Annotated in this window: 23 protein-coding genes and 1 pseudogene; 4 read left to right on the top strand and 20 right to left on the bottom strand. The window is 61.7% G+C overall.

Translation table 11 applies throughout. The features are described from left to right. Positions 1–43: 43 nt before the first annotated feature. The 5 genes from VT03_RS16735 to VT03_RS16715 form a co-directional block, all read right to left on the bottom strand. A complete protein-coding gene (locus tag VT03_RS16735) occupies positions 44–307 on the bottom strand; it encodes a hypothetical protein (RefSeq protein ID WP_075094035.1) in 264 nt (87 codons plus the stop codon). 233 nt (positions 308–540) lie between these two features. Continuing rightward, positions 541–849, bottom strand: coding sequence for a hypothetical protein (locus tag VT03_RS16730; protein ID WP_075094034.1), 309 nt, complete (start codon positions 847–849; stop codon positions 541–543). 36 nt (positions 850–885) lie between these two features. Further along, entirely contained in the window at positions 886–1212 is a 327-nt protein-coding gene (locus VT03_RS16725) for a hypothetical protein (RefSeq protein WP_075094033.1), read from the bottom strand. Positions 1213–1990: 778 nt separating this feature from the next. Beyond that, a complete protein-coding gene (locus VT03_RS16720) occupies positions 1991–2311 on the bottom strand; it encodes a hypothetical protein (RefSeq protein ID WP_075094032.1) in 321 nt (106 codons plus the stop codon). 285 nt (positions 2312–2596) lie between these two features. Further along, entirely contained in the window at positions 2597–3142 is a 546-nt protein-coding gene (locus VT03_RS16715; RefSeq protein ID WP_075094031.1) for a DUF1003 domain-containing protein, read from the bottom strand. Between the two features lie 214 nt (positions 3143–3356). Here VT03_RS16715 and VT03_RS16710 point away from each other — a divergent pair, with 214 nt between their 5' ends. Further along, complete coding sequence (locus tag VT03_RS16710; protein WP_156514554.1) at positions 3357–3560, top strand: hypothetical protein; 204 nt, start codon at positions 3357–3359, stop codon at positions 3558–3560. A 67-nt stretch (positions 3561–3627) separates the two neighbouring features. On the opposite strand, the gene VT03_RS16705 is transcribed toward VT03_RS16710, so the two are convergent. From VT03_RS16705 to VT03_RS16680, 6 genes are all read right to left on the bottom strand, one after another. Then, positions 3628–3816 carry a hypothetical protein gene (locus VT03_RS16705; RefSeq protein ID WP_075094029.1) on the bottom strand — a complete coding sequence of 63 codons (189 nt, stop codon included), beginning with the start codon at positions 3814–3816 and terminating at the stop codon, positions 3628–3630. Positions 3817–3868: 52 nt separating this feature from the next. Then, positions 3869–4564, bottom strand: a complete 696-nt coding sequence (locus tag VT03_RS16700; protein WP_075094028.1) for a response regulator transcription factor — start codon at positions 4562–4564, stop codon at positions 3869–3871. A 275-nt stretch (positions 4565–4839) separates the two neighbouring features. After that, positions 4840–5187 carry a hypothetical protein gene (locus tag VT03_RS16695; RefSeq protein ID WP_075094027.1) on the bottom strand — a complete coding sequence of 116 codons (348 nt, stop codon included), beginning with the start codon at positions 5185–5187 and terminating at the stop codon, positions 4840–4842. Between the two features lie 138 nt (positions 5188–5325). Next, complete coding sequence (locus tag VT03_RS16690) at positions 5326–5736, bottom strand: hypothetical protein (protein ID WP_075094026.1); 411 nt, start codon at positions 5734–5736, stop codon at positions 5326–5328. Positions 5737–5924: 188 nt separating this feature from the next. Continuing rightward, positions 5925–6944 carry a hypothetical protein gene (locus tag VT03_RS16685; protein WP_075094025.1) on the bottom strand — a complete coding sequence of 340 codons (1020 nt, stop codon included), beginning with the start codon at positions 6942–6944 and terminating at the stop codon, positions 5925–5927. A 248-nt stretch (positions 6945–7192) separates the two neighbouring features. Beyond that, positions 7193–7783: an IS630 family transposase gene (locus VT03_RS16680; protein WP_255378624.1), complete on the bottom strand. Its 591-nt coding sequence runs from the start codon at positions 7781–7783 to the stop codon at positions 7193–7195. A gap of 1358 nt (positions 7784–9141) precedes the next feature. Here VT03_RS16680 and VT03_RS16670 point away from each other — a divergent pair. Both VT03_RS16670 and VT03_RS16665 read left to right on the top strand, forming a co-directional pair. Further along, positions 9142–9408 (top strand): hypothetical protein, encoded by a 267-nt coding sequence (locus VT03_RS16670; RefSeq protein ID WP_197488975.1) that lies wholly within the window; start codon positions 9142–9144, stop codon positions 9406–9408. Positions 9409–10049: 641 nt separating this feature from the next. Further along, on the top strand, positions 10050–10340 hold the full coding sequence (locus tag VT03_RS16665) for a hypothetical protein (RefSeq protein WP_075094022.1): 291 nt from the start codon (positions 10050–10052) through the stop codon (positions 10338–10340). A 1001-nt stretch (positions 10341–11341) separates the two neighbouring features. On the opposite strand, the gene VT03_RS34720 is transcribed toward VT03_RS16665, so the two are convergent. The 8 genes and pseudogenes from VT03_RS34720 to VT03_RS16625 form a co-directional block, all read right to left on the bottom strand. Continuing rightward, complete coding sequence (locus VT03_RS34720) at positions 11342–11617, bottom strand: hypothetical protein (RefSeq protein WP_075094020.1); 276 nt, start codon at positions 11615–11617, stop codon at positions 11342–11344. Between the two features lie 135 nt (positions 11618–11752). Further along, positions 11753–11887 (bottom strand): annotated as a pseudogene (locus tag VT03_RS35250) (GYF domain-containing protein); the annotation flags it as partial. A gap of 3 nt (positions 11888–11890) precedes the next feature. Further along, positions 11891–12634: a hypothetical protein gene (locus VT03_RS16650; protein WP_075094019.1), complete on the bottom strand. Its 744-nt coding sequence runs from the start codon at positions 12632–12634 to the stop codon at positions 11891–11893. A 21-nt stretch (positions 12635–12655) separates the two neighbouring features. Next, positions 12656–13381, bottom strand: a complete 726-nt coding sequence (locus VT03_RS16645; protein WP_075094018.1) for a hypothetical protein — start codon at positions 13379–13381, stop codon at positions 12656–12658. A gap of 665 nt (positions 13382–14046) precedes the next feature. Then, positions 14047–14421: a hypothetical protein gene (locus VT03_RS16640; protein WP_156514553.1), complete on the bottom strand. Its 375-nt coding sequence runs from the start codon at positions 14419–14421 to the stop codon at positions 14047–14049. Positions 14422–14745: 324 nt separating this feature from the next. After that, positions 14746–14985: a hypothetical protein gene (locus tag VT03_RS16635; RefSeq protein WP_075094016.1), complete on the bottom strand. Its 240-nt coding sequence runs from the start codon at positions 14983–14985 to the stop codon at positions 14746–14748. Positions 14986–15063: 78 nt separating this feature from the next. Further along, positions 15064–15318, bottom strand: a complete 255-nt coding sequence (locus tag VT03_RS16630; protein ID WP_075094015.1) for a hypothetical protein — start codon at positions 15316–15318, stop codon at positions 15064–15066. After that, positions 15318–16283 (bottom strand): hypothetical protein, encoded by a 966-nt coding sequence (locus tag VT03_RS16625; protein WP_075094014.1) that lies wholly within the window; start codon positions 16281–16283, stop codon positions 15318–15320. Before VT03_RS16625 ends, VT03_RS16630 begins: the two co-directional genes overlap by 1 nt. A gap of 234 nt (positions 16284–16517) precedes the next feature. Here VT03_RS16625 and VT03_RS16620 point away from each other — a divergent pair, with 234 nt between their 5' ends. Beyond that, a complete protein-coding gene (locus VT03_RS16620; RefSeq protein ID WP_075094013.1) occupies positions 16518–16877 on the top strand; it encodes a hypothetical protein in 360 nt (119 codons plus the stop codon). 24 nt (positions 16878–16901) lie between these two features. On the opposite strand, the gene VT03_RS16615 is transcribed toward VT03_RS16620, so the two are convergent. Next, positions 16902–18362: an AAA family ATPase gene (locus VT03_RS16615; RefSeq protein ID WP_075094012.1), complete on the bottom strand. Its 1461-nt coding sequence runs from the start codon at positions 18360–18362 to the stop codon at positions 16902–16904. Positions 18363–18419: the final 57 nt, after the last annotated feature.

The raw sequence follows: 18419 nt of genomic DNA, 5'->3' as shown, positions 1-18419 counted from the left end.
TCCCCCAACGTCCCGCTGGGAAAGTCTGCTCAGCCAACGCGCGTTACGCGCGGTGCAAGGCTGCGAGCACTGACGGGCGAAGCCGGACAACGCCGACATTGCCATCCTCGACCAGCTCTCGTGCAACCTGGTTGCCCCAAGAAGTCAGACGAAGGCCATTCGCCCGGAGCTCCGCCAGCCCCTGCTCGCAAAAGAATTCGAACGCTGCCTCCTGGGAGAGATCCTCGTGCGTTCCGCACAGCCCTCCCTGCAACGCGCTTCGTTTCAGCAACGCCACTTCATCAGGCAAAAGTACCAGGTCTTGCATCTGTCGACTCCCTTGCTTGTCGCGACGGCAGCACCCGGCAGGCCGCGTCGCGTTAGGTCAATCCTTGGGCATGATGCGACCTTAGGCTACTCGCCAAGTTCCAAGCCCCGGCGACTTCCATCAAGACCAGAGATTCTCCGGGCACTCCGCCATGTGGACGGCGCACGGGCCGAGCCGCCTGGGAAGATAATCGACGCGCGTCGATTTCCGCGGGGCGGGTCTCTTCGTCCGCGCTAGAGGCCGAACTGGCGGACGTCAAACATCACGACGTCCTCGCTCTGCCCCATCGGGACCGCGTCCGCCACCCGACGCCCTAGGTCTGTGATGTGGAACGCGCCGTCCCCATCCGCCAGCAGACCGACCGCCGCCAGCTCCCGCGCCCCGTGACGGAGAGATGGCGGTAACTCGCCGGCAGTCAGCTCTAAATCCCTCGCGACGGTTCGCAACGTGGCGAACGCTTCCAGAGGGATTGAGAGCAGGCCCCCTTTCAGCACGACCTTGCATCGCCTGTCGACGTCGTGCCTTTCTGCAGGATTGTTCATGCTCTCGACCTCCCATCGTGGGGCCGGTACTCGCCTCTACCAGCCCAGACGTTTTCGATCGAATGCCAACGTGTACTTGGTGCTGCTGATAGGAGTCGCCTCGAGAAGCTGGCGACCTCGATCGGTGACAGAGACCTGTTGTTCGTCAACAAGCACAAGCTCGTGCGACCGAAGGAAGTCCACCGCGTCCGCGACGCTTGGTGCCAATGGCCCTGCCGCCATGGGTGCTGCCGAAATATCGCGGAGCAACGAGTACTCGCCCATCAACATCCGCAGCAGGCCTCGCGGAACCAGCCCGTCGGCCTGGCCACTTGAAGTAACCTCATTCCCGGGGGGAGCTCCCTCTCCGAACAGGTCCTTCATCGTCCGTCGCCCCTTGGCAGGCCGGTCACCGCTTCAGCATCTGATGGCACTGCGCCTCGCACGCAGTGCCGCTTTTAACCCGACCTTCACTCTACCAGGGGGCTGTGCGAGCCGTCCATGCCAGATGCATGCCCCTTGCCCGTATGTCGCCTTACGAAGAGTGGAGGCCACGGTCACACGTAGCTCGGAACAAGAACTTGTTGCAACTGGATCCAAGCCGTCGCGCGGGCCTTTAGCTGCTCGGGATAAGGGTCCGCAAAGTGAGTTCGCTCTCTCAGCAATTCGGCCGCAGCCCGGAGCTGTCGGCACTCGGCAGCAAGCTTTCAGATGTCGGAATGTAGCGCACGAAACGATGCAGCCAAGAAGGGACGGCAGGCCGGGGCCGACCTGCCCACCGTCCCTTCGCTCTCAGCCGTACGAATGCTATCGGCTATGGAAACACGTACGAAAAAACGCTTCACATGAAGACAGCGAAGACCGGGAAAAACCTGGGTCGCACTCTCAGAAAACAGAGCCTATTTTTGACCCAGGCTGTGAGGAGGGGGATGCCCGGACGTAGCACTCGTCCGGGCGTCTTTTTTGCGATCGGTGGATCATGTCCCGGCAGCGTCGCCCCAGGTCCGGCAGCCTGGAAGAGCGATGTTGCCGGGACTTTTCTATCGGCTCTTTCTCCATGGCCAAGGCATACGGCTGAGTTCCTCAAAGACGCTGATCGGACGCGAGCACGGAGTGGCTGCTCCGCGCTCAAGCGTCCGTCAGCGGTTGCGCCGTCGAATGGTCAGCTACTGCCAGTGGAGCCGTCGGCACTCTTGCGCTTCGATGATGAACGCAACGCCGAAGAACGGGCACGTACGATATGCCCATCGCCCGTGACAAATCCGATCCGAACCTTTCGTCTCTCGAACGGGATCAGCGTCGCTCCCACTCCCGGCGCGATCTCTGTCATGGAACCTGGGCGGATCGTGAGCTCGACGCCATGCAGACCTGACTCGTCGGTGCGAATCAGCGTCGCTTCGAGTTCGCCGATCGATGCGACAACAAGGATGAATGCCTCGTCGACGACAAGACTCTGCCCCAAAGATCTGGAGAGTACGAACACGCCATTTTCGCCCGAGGACTGAGGAGGAGTGTCCATCCTCCCGCGATTATCGCCCGACCTCAAGGGAAATGAAACGGGCGAGGTCGCCGCACAACGACCCCGCCCTGGGAATCCCAACAAACGGATTCACTTCGCCGATCAGCAAACTTTGAGCCGCCCATTTTCGAGGCCACTTCGCCTCGGCGACCGCCTACTGATACGAGCCGCCTACGAGCAGGTGCCGGCCCCAGTCTCGGCGACGGCACGACAAGCACCGTGGAGGTTGCCGTGCCAAGCCCTGCCCTGTCAGGGAACGGCTTTGCGTTCCTCAAGAGTCTCCAACTCGTCGAGGAGATCTTTTGGCCGGACGGTCTTCAGCAGTTCCTTCATGTCCTCGTCGTCAGTGTCGTCGATTTCCAGCTTCTTGGCGATGGCGGAGACGAGACAGAGGAGCCGCGTCACTTCGTATTCCGCCAGGAGATCGATCTGCAGATCGAGATCGGCTCGCTGCTCTTCCAACTTCGCCTCGCGGTTTTGACTGACCAGGACCATCAAAGTCAGAAAGATGGCCTCAAGCGAGACGACGGTGATCAGAAGCACGAATGGGAAAGGATCAAACGCCCGCTCCCCCGTCCACAGATTGAAGGCGATCCACACCCCAAACCACGCACAGTGGAAGTAGGCGAATCCCATATTGCCGGCCAGCTCTGTGATCTTCCGAGCGATTCGTTCGCTACCCGACTCCCTCCGTTCGATTCTCTTTCGAGCTTGAATTACATCCCGAATGTTGCGTTGAACTACCGAGTTGCAGCTTTGCGCCGCGGGCATCCGGCCCCGTTTGTCGTCGGTCATAGTGGCACCTCGACAGTACCACGCCGCAGAGACTGTTCCGTTTTGCTGCGACAGGCGCGCAGGATGCAGAAGCCGTGGACGACTAGGTTATTTCCTGCCGGAGGGACCCAGGAACTCAGGGGCCAAGATGGTCACGGCACGGCCGGCTGACGACATTGTTGTCGCAAAGTCCGAACTGCATTTGTTGCAACAGATCTGCACCCGAGATACGCCCATGGCAACGCCAACCGGGATCGTTGACTTCCTTCACATGGACGCGCTCGTGCAGCAGCGGCTCGTCGCATCAACGGCAGCCGGCTACACATGCACCGAACTTGGACACGCCGTTGCGGGGATGGAGCCGTCCGAGACCTACACGGCCGCACTTCTGTACCGCGTGGCTGACATCGCCATCATCCTGCGGAAGCGTGGGAATTAAGAGTCGCCGGATCGAACAAGGGGCACGGGATGCGTGCAGTCGCTGCACACCATCCTCTCGAATGCAATCAGCCGTGATCCCCTTTGTCCCCCTGCCCTTTCTTGGCAACCGTCTTGGCATGCCGCAGACGATCTTGGCTCAGTGACCGCCCGACGTCGTCGCTCTCCTTGAACTGCCCATTCTCATCGCGGCGGACGTACCGCTTGTCAGTCCCCGTGTCGATCAGTTCGCGTTTCGCAGCTGCTTTTCGTGCCATGGCATCCTCCGATGCCTGTGTCCCTACACGCAGAGTGCCGGCGCACCACGTTTCAAGTCATCGCGGGAGCCTGACCGTTCAACTGGCCTGTCACATGCAACGTTGCGTGACGAAGCAGGTCCTTGCTCCCCGACAACTGCAGCTTCTGAACGATGTTCTGGCGATGATACTCCACCGTCTTGATGCTCAGGTGCAGGTCTCGTGCGATCTCCTTCGGCGCACTTCCCCGGCCGAGGCGATCAAAGACCTCCATCTCCCGATTGCTGAGGCATTCCAGGGGAGACCTGTTTTCAAAGTCGTGTCCGCTGCTGGCAGCCAGGAGACGATCGGTCATCCGCGGGCTCAGGGCGATCCGGCCCGCCAGTACCTTCTCGATGGCCTCAACAAGCGCTGGCAGCGGCTCCATCTTGCTGATGAAGCCCTGTCCGCCGGCTCGCAAGACCCTTTGAGCAAACAATTCCTCATCTTGCGCCGAGAGAGCGAGAACGCGACAAGACGGTACGTCACGCCGGATTTGCTCAATGAGCTTCATGCTGTCGCCACCGGGAAGGCGCAGGTCCACGATCGCCAGATCCGGCCGAACGTCGCGAACCAACTGAATCGCCTGTACGCACTCACCGGCTTCCCCACAGAGCTCCCAGTCCGGTCGACTCCTAACCACATGAGCGACGCCAAGCCGCGTCAACGCGTGATCATCAACGACGACGATTCGGTATCGAGGCTCGCTGTCAGAATCTGGCGTCTCCATGGGGGCTCATACTCACGGTTGGGAATCATGCTGGGTGGACGACCGTTCAGAATACTCCATTGCCCCAACTTTGCCCGAGGGTTTCCCTAGTTCGAACTGGGACAGACGGCGGACCCCCGACGACTCCGAGGCCTGCGCGGGGTCCCCCCGCTCCCTGTGGTCGGGCGGGGACCCTCCCAGCCACGGCCCCTTCGTCAGTGCATCGCAGTATGGTCCCTGACGACCGCTTTCGAGTTCGCAGTCGTTTGTCAGGACACGTGTCCGCAGGGCGTGCCTTATCTGAAACGCTTTTTGGATTTCGAAGCGACGTATTCGAAGTCGACCGTATACCGCCACGACTCAGGAAGGAGCTCAACACGATAGACGGCGCGTCGAAACACTGCACCATGCCGTTGGAACAATTCGTCCAGCCGGTACGTCGCCTCGTACAGCGAATCGTCCGGCGTTGCCGACCCGTTTCGATCCGGCGTGCTGAGCTCGTGGGAAAGTTCGCCGATAGCAGTTGATCCGTCGGGTCGCTCGATTGTCAGCACGATCACGCTCCAGTCGTCCGGAGTGCTTGCAACCATCGCATCGCAGACGGCACGGTCGAAGGCAGGTTGCTCCTTTTGCAGCGCATTCATCTGTCACCTTCTAAGATAGCCTCATTCTCGCGCCGAGGATCCGCCGCAATACCGAACTGCGGGCGCAATCCTTAGGCCCGTTGGCGAAGTGGGAGTGCCACACGGCTGGTCAGACGCGACTTGCGAACGCGGGCTTCATCAATCTTTGCGCAGGACGGCGACGGGATCCTTGCCCAACTGCTTTTTCGCGTATTCGATCGCGCTCGGAGCCAGTGTATATAACCGCAGAGCCCGACCGTCCTTGCTGACGTAAGCGGTCCAAGTCGCGGCGGGGTAAGTGCGGCCGTCCCGCGGCTGCCCTTCTGAGATCTCGATCGCGACCTCGCCCGACTGAGCATTCAAGGACCATGTGCCGTTCCGATCTTGCTTATCGATCGGCGTTGTCAGGGTCTTGTCCGCGCGAAATTCGATCGGCATCCCCTTCTGATCCTTCCACGTGCCGACCAACGCCGATTCGAGTTCCGCCGGCGACAGCTGCTTCGGCGCGCAGCCCGCAACCATGCAGACGAACATCAGGCCACCGAGAATCAGCCCGCAAAACGCACGCATAGTGACTTCCTCCGAACGATTTGCACGCGAAGAAACAAACGAATGCCCGCGACCGACCGCACCCTTCCCGGCGCGAGCAGATCAAGACAAAAGTGCATAACTGGCTCTAGCCCGAGCCCCTTGGTTCGGGAGAGCGCATGCCGGCCCCCGGCTGTCCAAAGCGGCGGCATCGTGCAGGCGCAGAATGGCTACTTCTTCTTCCCTCCGCCGCCGGCGATCGACACCGCGTCGCTTCCGAACACCAGCCCCTGGTTGTCCAGGTAGGCCTCTAGCGCCAGTGAGGTCGACGAGGAATCGATGGCTCCGAAGTCCTTGAGGTCCGGAATGTCGAACCTCAACAGAAGGTCCAGTCGACCATCGGAATTGACGTCCGCCTGGTAGACCGCCGTGGCAGCCACCTTCTGACCGGAGCCGTTGGGGTCCGTCAACTGCGGATCCCCCAGGACAACCGTTTCCGGAACGATCGTCCGGACGTCGAAATCGGCCGCACCCAGGACGGCGACGTCGAGCGGCTTCGGCTTCTTGGGTTTCAGGTTGATTTCGTTGTCCCGGCTCGTGGGGATGACGTCGATCGCCACCTGCCGCGGCGGGGGCGGGGGACTGATGACCGTGAGCGAGGTAATCGTTCCGCTGACGTAGACCCGGCCTTCGTACGTCTGGCCCGCCACCGTCACGCTCCGCTGGAAATCAAGCACAAGATTCATCTCGTCGGTCGCAAACTCGCTTTCGAGGGAGGGCAGCGTCAGCGGCCGGACTTTCGGCGGCACGTCCCGGAGCTGAACCGTGAAATACGGGAGCTGGCTGTAGGGGACGCTCCAGCCGGCCGGCAGCGTCACCGGCTGGTTGACAAAGCTGATCCCCGACAGCCCGAAGCCACTCTCCGCGGAGACGGGAAGCGCGCTAACCGGCCCATCGGTCACGATCGTGTGTCCGTTGAGGGTCAGGGAGCCGCTCGACGACGGCATGTCGATGAAGCGGGCATAACCCGGCCCGCTGTCGGTAACAGGCGAACTGTCGTCATACGTCATAGTTCCGGAAAACGAGCTTCCGACGGGGGCGGGATGAAAGTCGATCGGCGCCATCTCGACGGTGCTGGCGTCGACGACCGATCGAATGGTCCCCTGAAAGTTCACCGTGACATTGGCCGCCTGAGCCGTCGCCACCGGAATGGCGAGGAACAGGGCGATCGAGCGCGCAACTCGGATCATTGGAGAGACTCCCTTTGCCCTTGTTACTGAAACCCTGAAGTTCGGCCGAGTGTACTCCCGGGGCAGAGTGCTTCAAGCTCGAGTCCTGGTGGCGGCGTGGCGGGTTCATCGACAGCCCGTCCAGATCACGAGCGTCAATCGCCGGAAGCCGTGTCGCTCACCAAGCGACTCGAATCGCTTCAGGACGCCGCAATCCCGGCGTGTAGTACATTGCTGACTCGACGCTAGAGCGCTTTCACAATTCGTATTCAGTAGCCGCAGTGCCGGATGTAGTTCTGGCATTTGGACGGGGAGAAGCGGTCGAGGGCATCTGCCAACGTCGCCCACAGCGTCTCGAACGTCTTGGACGCCGCTTTGCGGAGCAGCGTCTTGAGCTTCCAGTACGCGTTCTCGATGGGATTCAGGTCCGGTGAGTACGGCAGGAGATACAGCAGCTTCGCTCCCGTCCGATGGACCAGTCTCTCGATCCGCTCATCCTTGTGAGGAGCGACATTGTCCTGGATGACGCATTCCCCCCGCTTGAGCGTCGGAGCCAAGGACTGCTCGACCCACGCGGCAAAGGCATCTCCCGTCATCGCTCCCTCCAAGACGAGCGGAGCAGAGAGTCCAGTGGTCCGGAGGGCGCACAGAAACGTGAACGTCTTCCAGTGACTGAGCGGCTGATGGTCGACGACACGCTGCGAAGTCTCGCCCCACCCATACATCCGCGACAGGCCTGTCTGGATGGCCGTCTCGTCCAGGAACACCAGCCGCTCGGCCGGAGTCTGCTTCCGCAACAGAATGTCCCACCAACGACGACGCTGCCGAACATCCGGCCGCAATTGCTCAGCGGCGTACAGGACTTTTTTTGAGGGTGATTCCCCACCGCTGGAGAGCCGTCCACAACGTCGCCAGGCAACCCGGCAGCTTGAGCTGAGTTCGGAGTTCCTCCAGGGTCGTTCCCGGAGCTGCTCGAATCGCCTGGAGGATCGCAGCGCGGTGCTCTTCGAGCTTCAACTTGGGCCCGGTCTTTCCCGAGCGGGGACTGAATGTTCCCGTGTTCCTTTCTTGCGGATTCCTCCAGCCGGCGGATACTGATGAAGCTCGATAGCGGTAAAGCAAGGCTTCCTATCCGAGCCCAGACCTCGGGCACTTAATTCGTGTTCCGCCTGGGGACGGTTGAGCAGTCTCGAAATCGGATTGCATCGCGACCGTTCCTGTCCCCGGGCTTTTGATCAGGTCTCTCTTGCGATTCGGCGGGTGTAAGCGTCCAGAGACTTCTTGGTGATCGCGAGGCAGTTGCAAATCCTCTTCTTGGACCGTGCAAGTTCTCCTCGCTCAATGAGACGGTAAACGGTCCACTTCGATTAGTTCAGGCGAGCACACACGTCCTCCATGATCACGAGGTGGTCGGCCAGCTCCGGCGGCACGCCGGGAGCTCGCCGAGGCTTTACCCACCTCTGCTTCCGAATTGGCGATGGAGCGTCTACCGCGACAAGCGACGGGACTGATTCCGTCAGAGTCAGCGACAGACAGCCTGAAACGAGTTCTACACAGTCCGCATCCTCGGCCAGCTCACGAGATTCAATCATGACTTCGATTTCGAGTGAGAGGGCACCCTCTCCACACCTTGAGGGCCGGAAAACGGCTTCCCATGCCGCCGGCGTTCAGAGTGTCGGCGACAACGCGATCAGACGACAGCCTGCGGCATATGCCGCCAGGAGCGAGCCGACGACCGTCCTGCGAGCTCTACTACTCGAGCCATTCTGTCTTTACCGTCAATTCGATTGAACGGGTGCGGGCGTCAACCAGGAAACCCCCGTGGGACTAAATTCCCGGCTGGGATGTCCAACTGACGCCTCTGCACGTGCAGATGATGGTCAATGTGGAGCGGAGGCCGATGGCGAGGAAGGAGCCCTTCGGCGAGGTGCTCGAAGCCTTAGAGTCTCTGCAAGCACGGCATGGTGTGTATGAGGAGCACCAGTATCGCGCTACCGAGGCGGGGCGGCAGCTTTACCAGGCGTGGGTGCAGTACCGGTTCAGTTCGAGTCCCCCTCGCCGGGAGTCCAGCGCTCCCCCGGTAAAGCCTAGTCCGTGAACAATGCGCGGTCGGATGCCACCTACACGGTGTCCTACGCAGCGGGGCGAGTGAGAATAGAGGGCACATGGAGTGGCCTGCCGGTTCCGCCTTCGGCAGAGTGACTCACAAAGGGACGAAATGAAGATGGATCTGGTGTTGTTGCGGGATGAAGTGGCGTTGCTGAAATTGACTTCCACTCAGAGCGTGGTCAGCGGGACCGGGGGAACGCTGTCGCAGGACGGGGCATGTGACTTCTGTTGTCAGCAGGGTCTCGGCGAGCGACAGGGCGAAGACTTCCGTCTAACGCCGTGGGGCGATTGCATAGCTCGAAAGCTGATTCGTGACGGCTCGGTCGGGGCGGTCTGGTTGCTGGAGTCACAGCTCGACGTGCTTCGAGCGAACTGAAATCGGCTTCGTGTCGACATCCCAAGGTAGCGCGTTGCGGGATGATGTACCTGGCTCGGCGGTGATCGGGACGGACTATCGCCCGAACCCGCGTCCCGCAACGCCGCCTTGTTTGGATGGAGAGAGCGTGGTAGCGGAAGATTTGTTGTTCTCAAACATGAGCTATGAACTCCTGCAGGCGTCAGCGACGGGGGATGGCTTGCCGCTCAGGCAGTTGAGTCTGTCGGCTGCCTCGATAGCGTGCCGCCTGGCGCAGCTCCAACTTGTAACGCAAGAGGACGGCCATTTGGTGGCGACTACCCGGGGGCGTGTCGTGTGTCTCGCTGAGACCGAGCAGTCGGCGGGTGGGGCCGGCGTCCGGGTCAGGGCAGGTGCCCTGTGGACTACGGAGCTGTCAAAACGATGGGCTGCCCTCAATGGTGCAGGTCGCAGCCCATGGGGAAGTTGAACGCCGCCTTGGAGAAACGGCCCACCACGGATCGAATGACGAAGTGAGTGGCGGCTACCTCGGTCGCGGACCGCGATTTGCGGCACGCTGTTGGCGTAAGGGGAAGATTCCCTGGTTTCCAGGCCACACCTCCGGGATGACTTGTGCAGCTCCCGTGGAAAGCAGCAGACACTCATAGCCGATCGATTCTTCAATGGCCGCTGAGAATGCCCATGTGTCTTCAGGAGCCCCGCCGCGCGGCGGCCTGCTGCTGCTGATTTCCGAGTTTCAAACACTTCAAGAGGTCGCGACCGACGACGGCGGCACACCGGCCGTCGCACCGCCGGCACCCGATGACTTGGAGTTGCTGGAGTGTTTCGGCCTGATATCGCGGGACGAGAACACGTACGCCGTCACTGCGCGGGGACGGCGGCTCCTCGCTGCATCACCCACTTATCAGACAAGCGTCTTCTACCGGTTCGAGGTCGGAGACTTACAAGGATAGGCCCAGACTCTTGTGGCGGTGCCGCTGCCCACGACCGCTGAAATGGAACTTTGACGTGGTGACGGGTCGAAGCGGTCGACAGCGTGCGGGGCAGACAATCGCGCAGGCTACAGAGGACTGCTCCTCGCAGGCGGTGTCCGTATCGTCGTGTGTTCGAGAGACCCTCGCTGCGGCCAAGGAATGGATAAGAGATGACTTATGAGTGAAGTTGTTCTATGGCAAGATGAGACTGCCTACCTGAAACGCTTGGACAGCAGCGGGGGAATGCTGGTGCTGTCCGACTGTCTCGTTGAGCGGGCAGTGGTCGAGTACCTGTGTGAAAGGGGTTTCGCGATAAAAGGGCGGAACGTCGTTCACCTGTCGACGCTCGGGCGCCGGGCTGCAATGCTCGCCGTGCAGGAGGGCGGCCCCATGGTCCGAGTCCCGGACAGCTAGGCGGCGATGGTCGAATCAGGGGCGACATTCGCTCTCCGCTTTCGTCGTGGTCGGCAGAGCAGAAGTGGCGACAAGTGGGCCGCCCCAGCGGTGCAGGGACCTCAGTATCACCCCCATCTACTCAACACGAGTGGCCCGGATGGCAGGGCTCCCGATGGCCTCTTCCTCAAGGCCCTGTCCGATCAGCTTTCCTACCAGATCCAGTGACAGAAGTGGCCGAGTAGGACAGGCACGAACCGGTTGAGGTATTCGTGAATACTCCCCCGCTACCCATTCCGTACTTCTAGCTCCATCCGTGCGGAACTCTTCTGCGTTGAAACGGTGCTGTAGAACCTTGAAGGAAAGTGACACCTACTAGTTTTCTCACTCTTCCGGCTCGTCAGCCTCCGCGTTGATCGTCCGCGCCAGGGCTGTGGGCGGGAGACGCCCCGGCTGAGGCGGCCCGCGCTCTGGGGATCGAAATGGAAGTTGTGAAAACACACTAATGCGAAAAAGGGCTTCATGCTGCTGCCGCGACGGTGCCTTATGAAACGAACCTTCGACTGGCGGGCCCGATTTCGGCGTCTTTACCGGTCGAGGTCGGTTCCTAAGATCTTCTTCGCTCGCTTCACGACAGACTTCCAAAAGGCGATCAGCACAAATGGAATCAAGACCAGGGGCTTCCAGACGCCGGCGTTCAGTGTGATCAGCACGCTTCGTCCCAGGCGTTGCAGCAAACGCTGCTCATCCGGATCTTTCGCAGAATACCAGACGTAGACCCCTGCGGCGATCAATCCGACAAGCAACGAGCTCCCCAGGATCCATCCCCAGACTCGGAAAACCTTGTCGATGACGGACTCCACGGCGATCGTAGGGGCGACTCGCGAATCAAGTTGTGTTGGCCGGCTGTCATGGTTCGGGACCGGTGGCGGAAAACGATGCCCCCTGGTGGCCCCAGGAAGCGGAAGCCTCCGCTGTTGTTCCACAACGTCCGCAGTCGCTCTCCAGTCATTTTGGCCTACGCCTCGAGCAGGAGTGCTGGGCCAGATTACCCCGTTCGTCAGTTGGGCTTGCAACTCGTCCAATGTGTAGGGCCCCTTGACGCTGTCATCGATCAGGACTTCGTACCGCATCGCTTATCTCGCCTCCTCTTGGAATCCCCGACGGGAAACGGCGATCCGCGTCCATCGTGTCCAGAGCCAGATCCCTCCGACAACGTGCACCGTCACTGTGATCAGTCCCAGCAAGAGAGTGATGCCCAGTACGGTCATTCCCAATCCCGAGGCCTCGAATGTCGCCTGACCGGGATTCCTCATGGCGGTGTCTGAGAGCGCCGCTAAGAATTCCCCGACCAACGTGGTGCTTATAGCGAGGAACCAACTCAGGCCGATGACTGCCGAGAGCCAATACACAGCATCGCGAGACCCCTGGAGGAGCCGGAGACCTCCCAGCCAGCCGGCGGCACAAAGACCGACATGTGCGAATACGATTAGCGTCGTGACCGTCATCTCGAAGCTTCGCTGCGGGGCCGCTTCGAGGTACGCCCAGGGATACATCATGCCTACGACCCCCTTCCAGATCAGCAGAAGCGGGTCTCCGACCAGGAAGAACCAGGCCACGGTCGACTGGAGGATCCTGTCGAGCTTCGTCGGTGAGATGGACACCGGCAAGAAGGGCGGTGGGTACTTCCGGGCCGCGTCCTGAAACGCAGGCCAGGCGCCGAGGGGCCGCCAGTCACCGCCCGCCGTGGAAGCGACGCGCTGGTCGGTGCGGACCGTGCCTCCGACCAGTGAAGCAAGTACATAGGCTTTGCTGTAAGGACCGGTCGGCCGGCCATCGACGGCGAGCCACCATTGCGGGTGGAGTTCATCGGGATTCATGGGAGGGCCCTGAGAAAATGATCAAAAGGCGATTGACGGAAACACGCGGCGGTAGCGTTGAGCCAGCGTGGATCGAGTCAGCTCGATCTGATTCGTGAGAGCTTTGACGTTTTCTTGCACGGGCAGTCCGCCGGAGGTCGGAGTGAGCTGACTGGTGCGTCCCGGGCTTAGCGTCCCGTCGATGGCCACGGAATTCTGACGGGTGTGGTCGATGACTTGGCGGGTCACTGTGATTAGGCTCTGGACGCACTGCACCACGTCGGGATCGACGTTGGTCTGCGACATTCCTTCGAGTTGAACGGCCATCGCCTCCGCCAGTCCGCCGTCGAGGGGACCACTCGCGTTGACGGCCGCCACCGCTTCGGCAGCCCGGTTCCAGTAGTTCCAGGTCGCCTCGCTGGTCGCATTCGTGGAGGCGGGGGCACCTGTCGCTTCCCCGGCCCCGGTCATTGCACCTAGTGCCGTGGCAAACGCCAATGTGAAGATTGTCCCCAGGAAGAAGCCTGAGAAGGCGAGCAGAGCATGAAACCACAGGGGACACCCCGCATCTGGGGCTTTCTGCACGTCATGAATGGGGGCCCGGGGCTTCGATCCGCTGACAGGCCGCCAAGTGGCCTGATCGTTCGAGACCTCGGCTGCATACTGCAGCGCGCCAGAAGCCCGAAGCTCGTCGAACTCGGTGGACGAGAGTGGGCCGATGACCTCGCCGCGCAGCCGCAGATATAGTTGAGTGGGGATATCAGACATCGGCGCCTCGCACAGGACGAGGCGTGGGGAAGGCCCTGCTGCCGGACAAGCGGTCCGGTCTCTTTCCGAACTGTGACACGATTATTGACCCCGCGGGAAAAAAATCAGGAGCGCCGAACCGCGGCCGCTCCCGCAACCCCCGCCAAGGGGCACATGAACAGCACATGGCCGACGCCCCCTTGCGGGGGCGCGGTCCAAGTACTGCGTCATGTGCAAAGAGCCTTGCGGCTCAGTTGGCGGTATTTGCGGGATGCAGTTCTTGACGCTCGCGCGTCTTCGAGTTGACGAGGTGGTACGCTTGGCCACCTCGGAAGTCAGTCAAAAGCTCCAGAGCAAACACGAAACGAGTTCACCTTCGATGAAGGCTCCCCGAAATGTTACCCGTCCTGAGGACGGCCATCCATCGTGAAGCCATGAGCCGTCGATCATCGTGCCCGTTCGGCCGCTCGCACCAACAGGGACGGACTCTCGATCGTGCCTCGGCTTGGAACAGTGGCCTAACAATCCTGGCCTGCGTCGGACGCGGCTCCCTTATGGGATTCCGCAGCCGGATTCCTGATAGATAACAACGAGGAATGTCCCGGGAGCGGCAGGTCACCGCTCCCGGGAGCCTTCCCAAACTCGCTGATGAAAGGTCCCTCTCAACTCCCGGCGCGGCCGGGGATCTACCTCAGCAGAAACCCCTCCGAATACGGCGGGACCGCGACGCGACGGCCGTGATGCGACCAATGGTCCTCCGACAGGCTCAGGCTGTAGGTCGGGTTTGTCCCCGTCCAGCTCCGGAACACGAACCGGAAGTCTTCGCCGTAGAACTTGGGGATCACAACGGTCTCCCGCTGTTCCCACTTGCCGCTGTCGGTCTCAAGATTCGCATACACCGTAACGGCTCCCGTTCCGCCGTTGTTCTTAACCCGCGCCGCGAACACGATCTCCTCCACGTCACCGGTCTGGGTCCACGTGGCCCCGCCGAATTCGAGCACCGGCTTGGGAGCCAATTGGTTGATCGACGACCTCAGCGCCCAGTTAGACAGAGCCACCATGAGCAACACGAACAGAATCACCCCCCCTTCGAGGCCACGAGCACGAGAAGGATGGGGGGCAGACGCGGAAACGGGCTCATTCATTGGAGCCAGCCTTTCTTGAGAAATGGATTGGAAAACGAACTCAAACCTGAGTGGGAGGCCCGAGAGCATCGCCCCAGCCCCTGGATCAAAGCCGCTTGAGGCAGCGGCTTCGGGATGGCCCGCAGAAGGCCCGGCCACAACCGCTTTGGACTTTGAGCCGCGGTTGTTACGTGCAACAAACGGGCGCGTCAGCGAGCCCACCGAGCGGCGCGACCAAGAAACTCGTAGGAGGACACCCGGCTAAGCCATCAGGCTCCACTGCAACTCGAAGCCGTCCAAGTCCACCTCGACTCCATCATGATCACGCTCGACCGGGAATGGCGTCAGCGGGACAAACCCCCGCCGCTCAATCTCGGCGACCGGGTCCCCGGTGGCCCGAGAGACCTGCCGGTACAGCTCGGCTTGTGAGAGGGGAGCGAGGCCCCCCTGCTTCGCGGGACTGGCGAAACCGTCAAAGGCACTCTTAAGGCGCAATGACATTCAGTGTTCTCCGTAAGGCATAAAAAAAGCCGCCCCACATGGGACGGCCACAAAAGGACTGTTGAGCGACTACGGCGATCAGTGGACGCCGGCATGCGTCGTCGGCTGGCGCAGAGCGACCGTCAGCCAGGCGAGCTCGGCGGCGATCGCCTCGGATCGCCGCTCAAACGGGCCGAAGACCGGCCCATCGATGATCTGGGCGAACCAGCGGCCAAAAGCATCCGGTTCGACATGGCTGGCCCGTTCGATCCGCTGGGCGCCGAGGGCCGCCAGATTCAGGACTTCGCTGTAGATCGTTGTGATCTTGCCGGAAGGACTGATGACCAGCTCCATCACGGTGTCTCCGACCTGGGGCTCCGGAGGATCGACCGCCGCGGCCGGTCGACCATCAGGCCATCGAGCGAGGCCTGGACGTTCGAGAGCTGGGTGGCCATTCGGCCCCGCAGCTGGGCGTTGTCCCGCAGCTCCTGGGGCTGAACGCCCTGGACGAGGTTCCGCGCCCGCTCGACGACCCCGTCCAGCTGCTCGTTCGAGCGGACGTTGAGCCGCCGGAAGCGATCGAAGAACTCCCCGAGGTTGTCGACGGCCGAGTCCCGGAAGACTTTGGGCTTTCCATCGTCGGCCCCGGAGAGCCGCTCGGCGAGATGCTCGACCAGCTTCGACAGTTCCTCCAGGAACGCTTGCTCGGCCAGCTGAACGGCTTCGTCGAAGCGGGCCTGGACCCGCTGGCACTGCTGCTCGTAGAGGGCCGGATTGAGCTGCTGGAGGTAGTTCGGCGGTTCCACACCCGGGAAGTCCCACGTCACCGCAAACTCATCCCGGAGCGAAATGGGATAGTCGGATGGATTGAACAGCCGTCCCAACCGCTCCCGCGCCACGTCCCTCAGCTCGGCATAGGTGGAGTCGAGGTCAGAAACCGCCCGAGCCAGCTCCCGCTGGTACGCCTGCAGCGTCCGGTCGAAGCGGTCAATCTCCTTCTGCTGGATGAGCCGCACTCCTGGCTCGGGGTAGGGAAGTGTCTGATCCTTCCAGTGCTGGAGGATCTTGCCCCGGACCGCCGTAACGGCCCGGAACCGGGGATGCTGAGTATCGAGCAGCTTCTTGCTGGCGGAGATGAACTTCGCCTCGGCATCGAAGCGGTCCGCGGCCTGAGCCTTCTGTTCCGGACTGAGGGTCTTGTGGACTCCCAACCAGGTGAAACTGACTCGGGTGGCGGCCATCGTCGTCCGAAGCCGCTGAGCGGCCTGGATCGCCTGAAGAGTCGCCGTCTCCGGCTCCTCGAGAGTCGTCGTGGACATGCGTAAGGAACTCCTATGGGAAATGAGAAAGGAGCGGCCAAGCCGCTCCCGGGAAAAATGCACGAGAGACTGCGGTCTCCGTTCGCTGGAGAGCGATCATTCCGAGACCGCTGCTCCAATCGCGGAAAAGCTCATCAAAGCAACAGAACGCTGATGCGAGCGTATTGACAGGGTGAGGTCGTCTTATAAGGTGTCTTAGGGCTAAGACTTCCTCACTCAACGAAAGCAGCATTAATGGCCAAGAAAGCCACCACGGCAGAAGGCACGTCCGTCAACAAGTCCGCCGCGATTCGCGAATACCTGGAGAAGAACCCGGAGGCCAAGCCGAAGGAGATCGTGGCGGCGCTTCGCGTGCAGGGAATTACCGTTTCCCCGCAGATGGTGTCGGTGATCAAGGCCAAGTCGAAGGTAAAGTCCGCCCGGACGCGGGCCAAGGTGTCCGCCAAATCGAAGTCGGCTTCCGCGTCATCCGATCTGCAAAGCTCCCACGGCCTCGATGCAGCGCTCCTGCTGTATAAGGCCGCACAAGGGGCCGAAGTCCCCTCCCAGCGGATCCGGGAAGCCTTTCTGACGTTGGTCGAGATCCTCGGCTGAGAGTCACGAGTGCGAGCCCCCTCCTCAGTTGGTCGAGGGGGCGATCTTCCGCCGGGACGTCTTGGGACTGGCACCAGCGGTGTAGATTCCCGGCTGGTCTGCCGAAAGACACCGTCCGCTGGCCCAGTTCCGCAGCCGATCGACCGAGTCGGCGGCGGTCACGGCGACCGGCACGACGTTCTGAGCCGCCTGAACGAGCGGCAGATCGAGGAGCGCCGCCAAGCGGCAGCAGGCCCGGATCTCTGCTCCCGTCCATTGCTCGTCTGCCGGCCTCTGATCGGGATCGAGCCCGAACTGCTCGATGTAGAGCCGCCAGATCGCTTCCCGCTCGCCCCGGCCGGGCAGGTTCAAGAAGAAGATCCCGTCGAACCGTTCTGCCCGAGAGAACTCCGGGGGAAGGCGGGAGATGTCATTGCAGGTGGCGACGAGGTAAACGTCGGACGTGTGGTCGTTCATCCAGGTCAGGAGAGATCCGAAGAGCCGGGAGGAGACTCCCGAGTCACCTGTTCCCGAGACACCGCTGAGGGCCTTCTCCACTTCGTCAATGAACAGGACACAGGGCGTCATCGCATCGGCGATGCGGAGCGCCTGCCGGATGTTCTGCTCGGTCTGCCCGACGAGGGAGCCCATCAGGGCCCCGATGTCGAGACAGAGGGTCGGACGTCCTGTCTCCTTCCCCAGGGCTTTGGCAAATGCACTCTTGCCGGTCCCCGGCACTCCCAGCAGGAGCACACCTTTCGGCTTCGTTTGTGCGCGGGGATGGAGCAGGGATCGCCGACAAAAGGCCTTGAGGGCGGCGAGCCCACCCAGGCTGTCGAAGGACTCTTCGCCGCGGTAGAGGGACATCAGGCCGCTCTTTCGGAGAGCCTGCGTCTTCAGCTCCCAGACCGTGTCGGGGGTAATCCGGCCCTGCCGGACGAGGGAGAGGCTGAAGGCCCCTTCCGCTTCGTACCGGGTGAGGCCCGAAGCGGCGTCGAGGAGAGTGTCCAACTCGCCGCCCGACGGAAGATCGCCCTCCTCCGTTCCGATCCCGCGAGCAATCTCGGCCAGCTGATCCCGTCCCGGGAGCTCGTGCTCCAGGACGAGGAACAGCTTTTCAAGTTCGACAGGGATCGTGACGACCGGCGCCAAGACGACGACGAACGTCCGGTTCTGTTTCCCGGCCAGGATCTGCCGGGAAAGCGTCTGGACGACCTCCGCCGACTGCAGGAACCGGTGGAAGTTCTGCAGAACGAGGAGCGTCGTGCCCTCCGGTTGGGCGAGGGGGCTGAGAGCCCGGATCGCCGAGAGCGGATCCGTCGCCGAATCCGCTACGGCGCCAGGACCGACAAGCCCCTGATCGATGTCCCAGGTGGCAAGTTGCCAGCCTTCCTGGCTGCAGAGCTGCTGGATCTCCAGCAGCGCGTCGTGATGTTCGTGGGATTCGATCCACAGCCCGGTGAAGCAGGCGCGGACCGACTCCCGTAAACGCTCGGTGAGCGTCATGGCAAAGCTCCTTTAAATTGGAAAGTAAGAGTGTTAGAGAGAGGCTCGCGACGTGAG

The sequence above is a fragment of the Planctomyces sp. SH-PL14 genome, from assembly GCF_001610835.1.
In the GTDB taxonomy this organism is placed as follows: domain Bacteria; phylum Planctomycetota; class Planctomycetia; order Planctomycetales; family Planctomycetaceae; genus Planctomyces_A.
This window is presented reverse-complemented; position numbering and strand designations above follow the sequence as displayed.

Coding starts and splice junctions, on each gene's coding strand:
- VT03_RS16735 (WP_075094035.1), bottom strand. CDS start 307: ATGCAAGACCTGGTACTTTTGCCTGATGAAGTGGCGTTGCTGAAACGA.
- VT03_RS16730 (WP_075094034.1), bottom strand. CDS start 849: ATGAACAATCCTGCAGAAAGGCACGACGTCGACAGGCGATGCAAGGTC.
- VT03_RS16725 (WP_075094033.1), bottom strand. CDS start 1,212: ATGAAGGACCTGTTCGGAGAGGGAGCTCCCCCCGGGAATGAGGTTACT.
- VT03_RS16715 (WP_075094031.1), bottom strand. CDS start 3,142: ATGACCGACGACAAACGGGGCCGGATGCCCGCGGCGCAAAGCTGCAAC.
- VT03_RS16710 (WP_156514554.1), top strand. CDS start 3,357: ATGGCAACGCCAACCGGGATCGTTGACTTCCTTCACATGGACGCGCTC.
- VT03_RS16705 (WP_075094029.1), bottom strand. CDS start 3,816: ATGGCACGAAAAGCAGCTGCGAAACGCGAACTGATCGACACGGGGACT.
- VT03_RS16700 (WP_075094028.1), bottom strand. CDS start 4,564: ATGGAGACGCCAGATTCTGACAGCGAGCCTCGATACCGAATCGTCGTC.
- VT03_RS16695 (WP_075094027.1), bottom strand. CDS start 5,187: ATGAATGCGCTGCAAAAGGAGCAACCTGCCTTCGACCGTGCCGTCTGC.
- VT03_RS16690 (WP_075094026.1), bottom strand. CDS start 5,736: ATGCGTGCGTTTTGCGGGCTGATTCTCGGTGGCCTGATGTTCGTCTGC.
- VT03_RS16685 (WP_075094025.1), bottom strand. CDS start 6,944: ATGATCCGAGTTGCGCGCTCGATCGCCCTGTTCCTCGCCATTCCGGTG.
- VT03_RS16670 (WP_197488975.1), top strand. CDS start 9,142: ATGAAGATGGATCTGGTGTTGTTGCGGGATGAAGTGGCGTTGCTGAAA.
- VT03_RS16665 (WP_075094022.1), top strand. CDS start 10,050: ATGGCCGCTGAGAATGCCCATGTGTCTTCAGGAGCCCCGCCGCGCGGC.
- VT03_RS16650 (WP_075094019.1), bottom strand. CDS start 12,634: ATGAATCCCGATGAACTCCACCCGCAATGGTGGCTCGCCGTCGATGGC.
- VT03_RS16645 (WP_075094018.1), bottom strand. CDS start 13,381: ATGTCTGATATCCCCACTCAACTATATCTGCGGCTGCGCGGCGAGGTC.
- VT03_RS16640 (WP_156514553.1), bottom strand. CDS start 14,421: ATGGTGGCTCTGTCTAACTGGGCGCTGAGGTCGTCGATCAACCAATTG.
- VT03_RS16635 (WP_075094016.1), bottom strand. CDS start 14,985: ATGTCATTGCGCCTTAAGAGTGCCTTTGACGGTTTCGCCAGTCCCGCG.
- VT03_RS16630 (WP_075094015.1), bottom strand. CDS start 15,318: ATGGAGCTGGTCATCAGTCCTTCCGGCAAGATCACAACGATCTACAGC.
- VT03_RS16625 (WP_075094014.1), bottom strand. CDS start 16,283: ATGTCCACGACGACTCTCGAGGAGCCGGAGACGGCGACTCTTCAGGCG.
- VT03_RS16620 (WP_075094013.1), top strand. CDS start 16,518: ATGGCCAAGAAAGCCACCACGGCAGAAGGCACGTCCGTCAACAAGTCC.
- VT03_RS16615 (WP_075094012.1), bottom strand. CDS start 18,362: ATGACGCTCACCGAGCGTTTACGGGAGTCGGTCCGCGCCTGCTTCACC.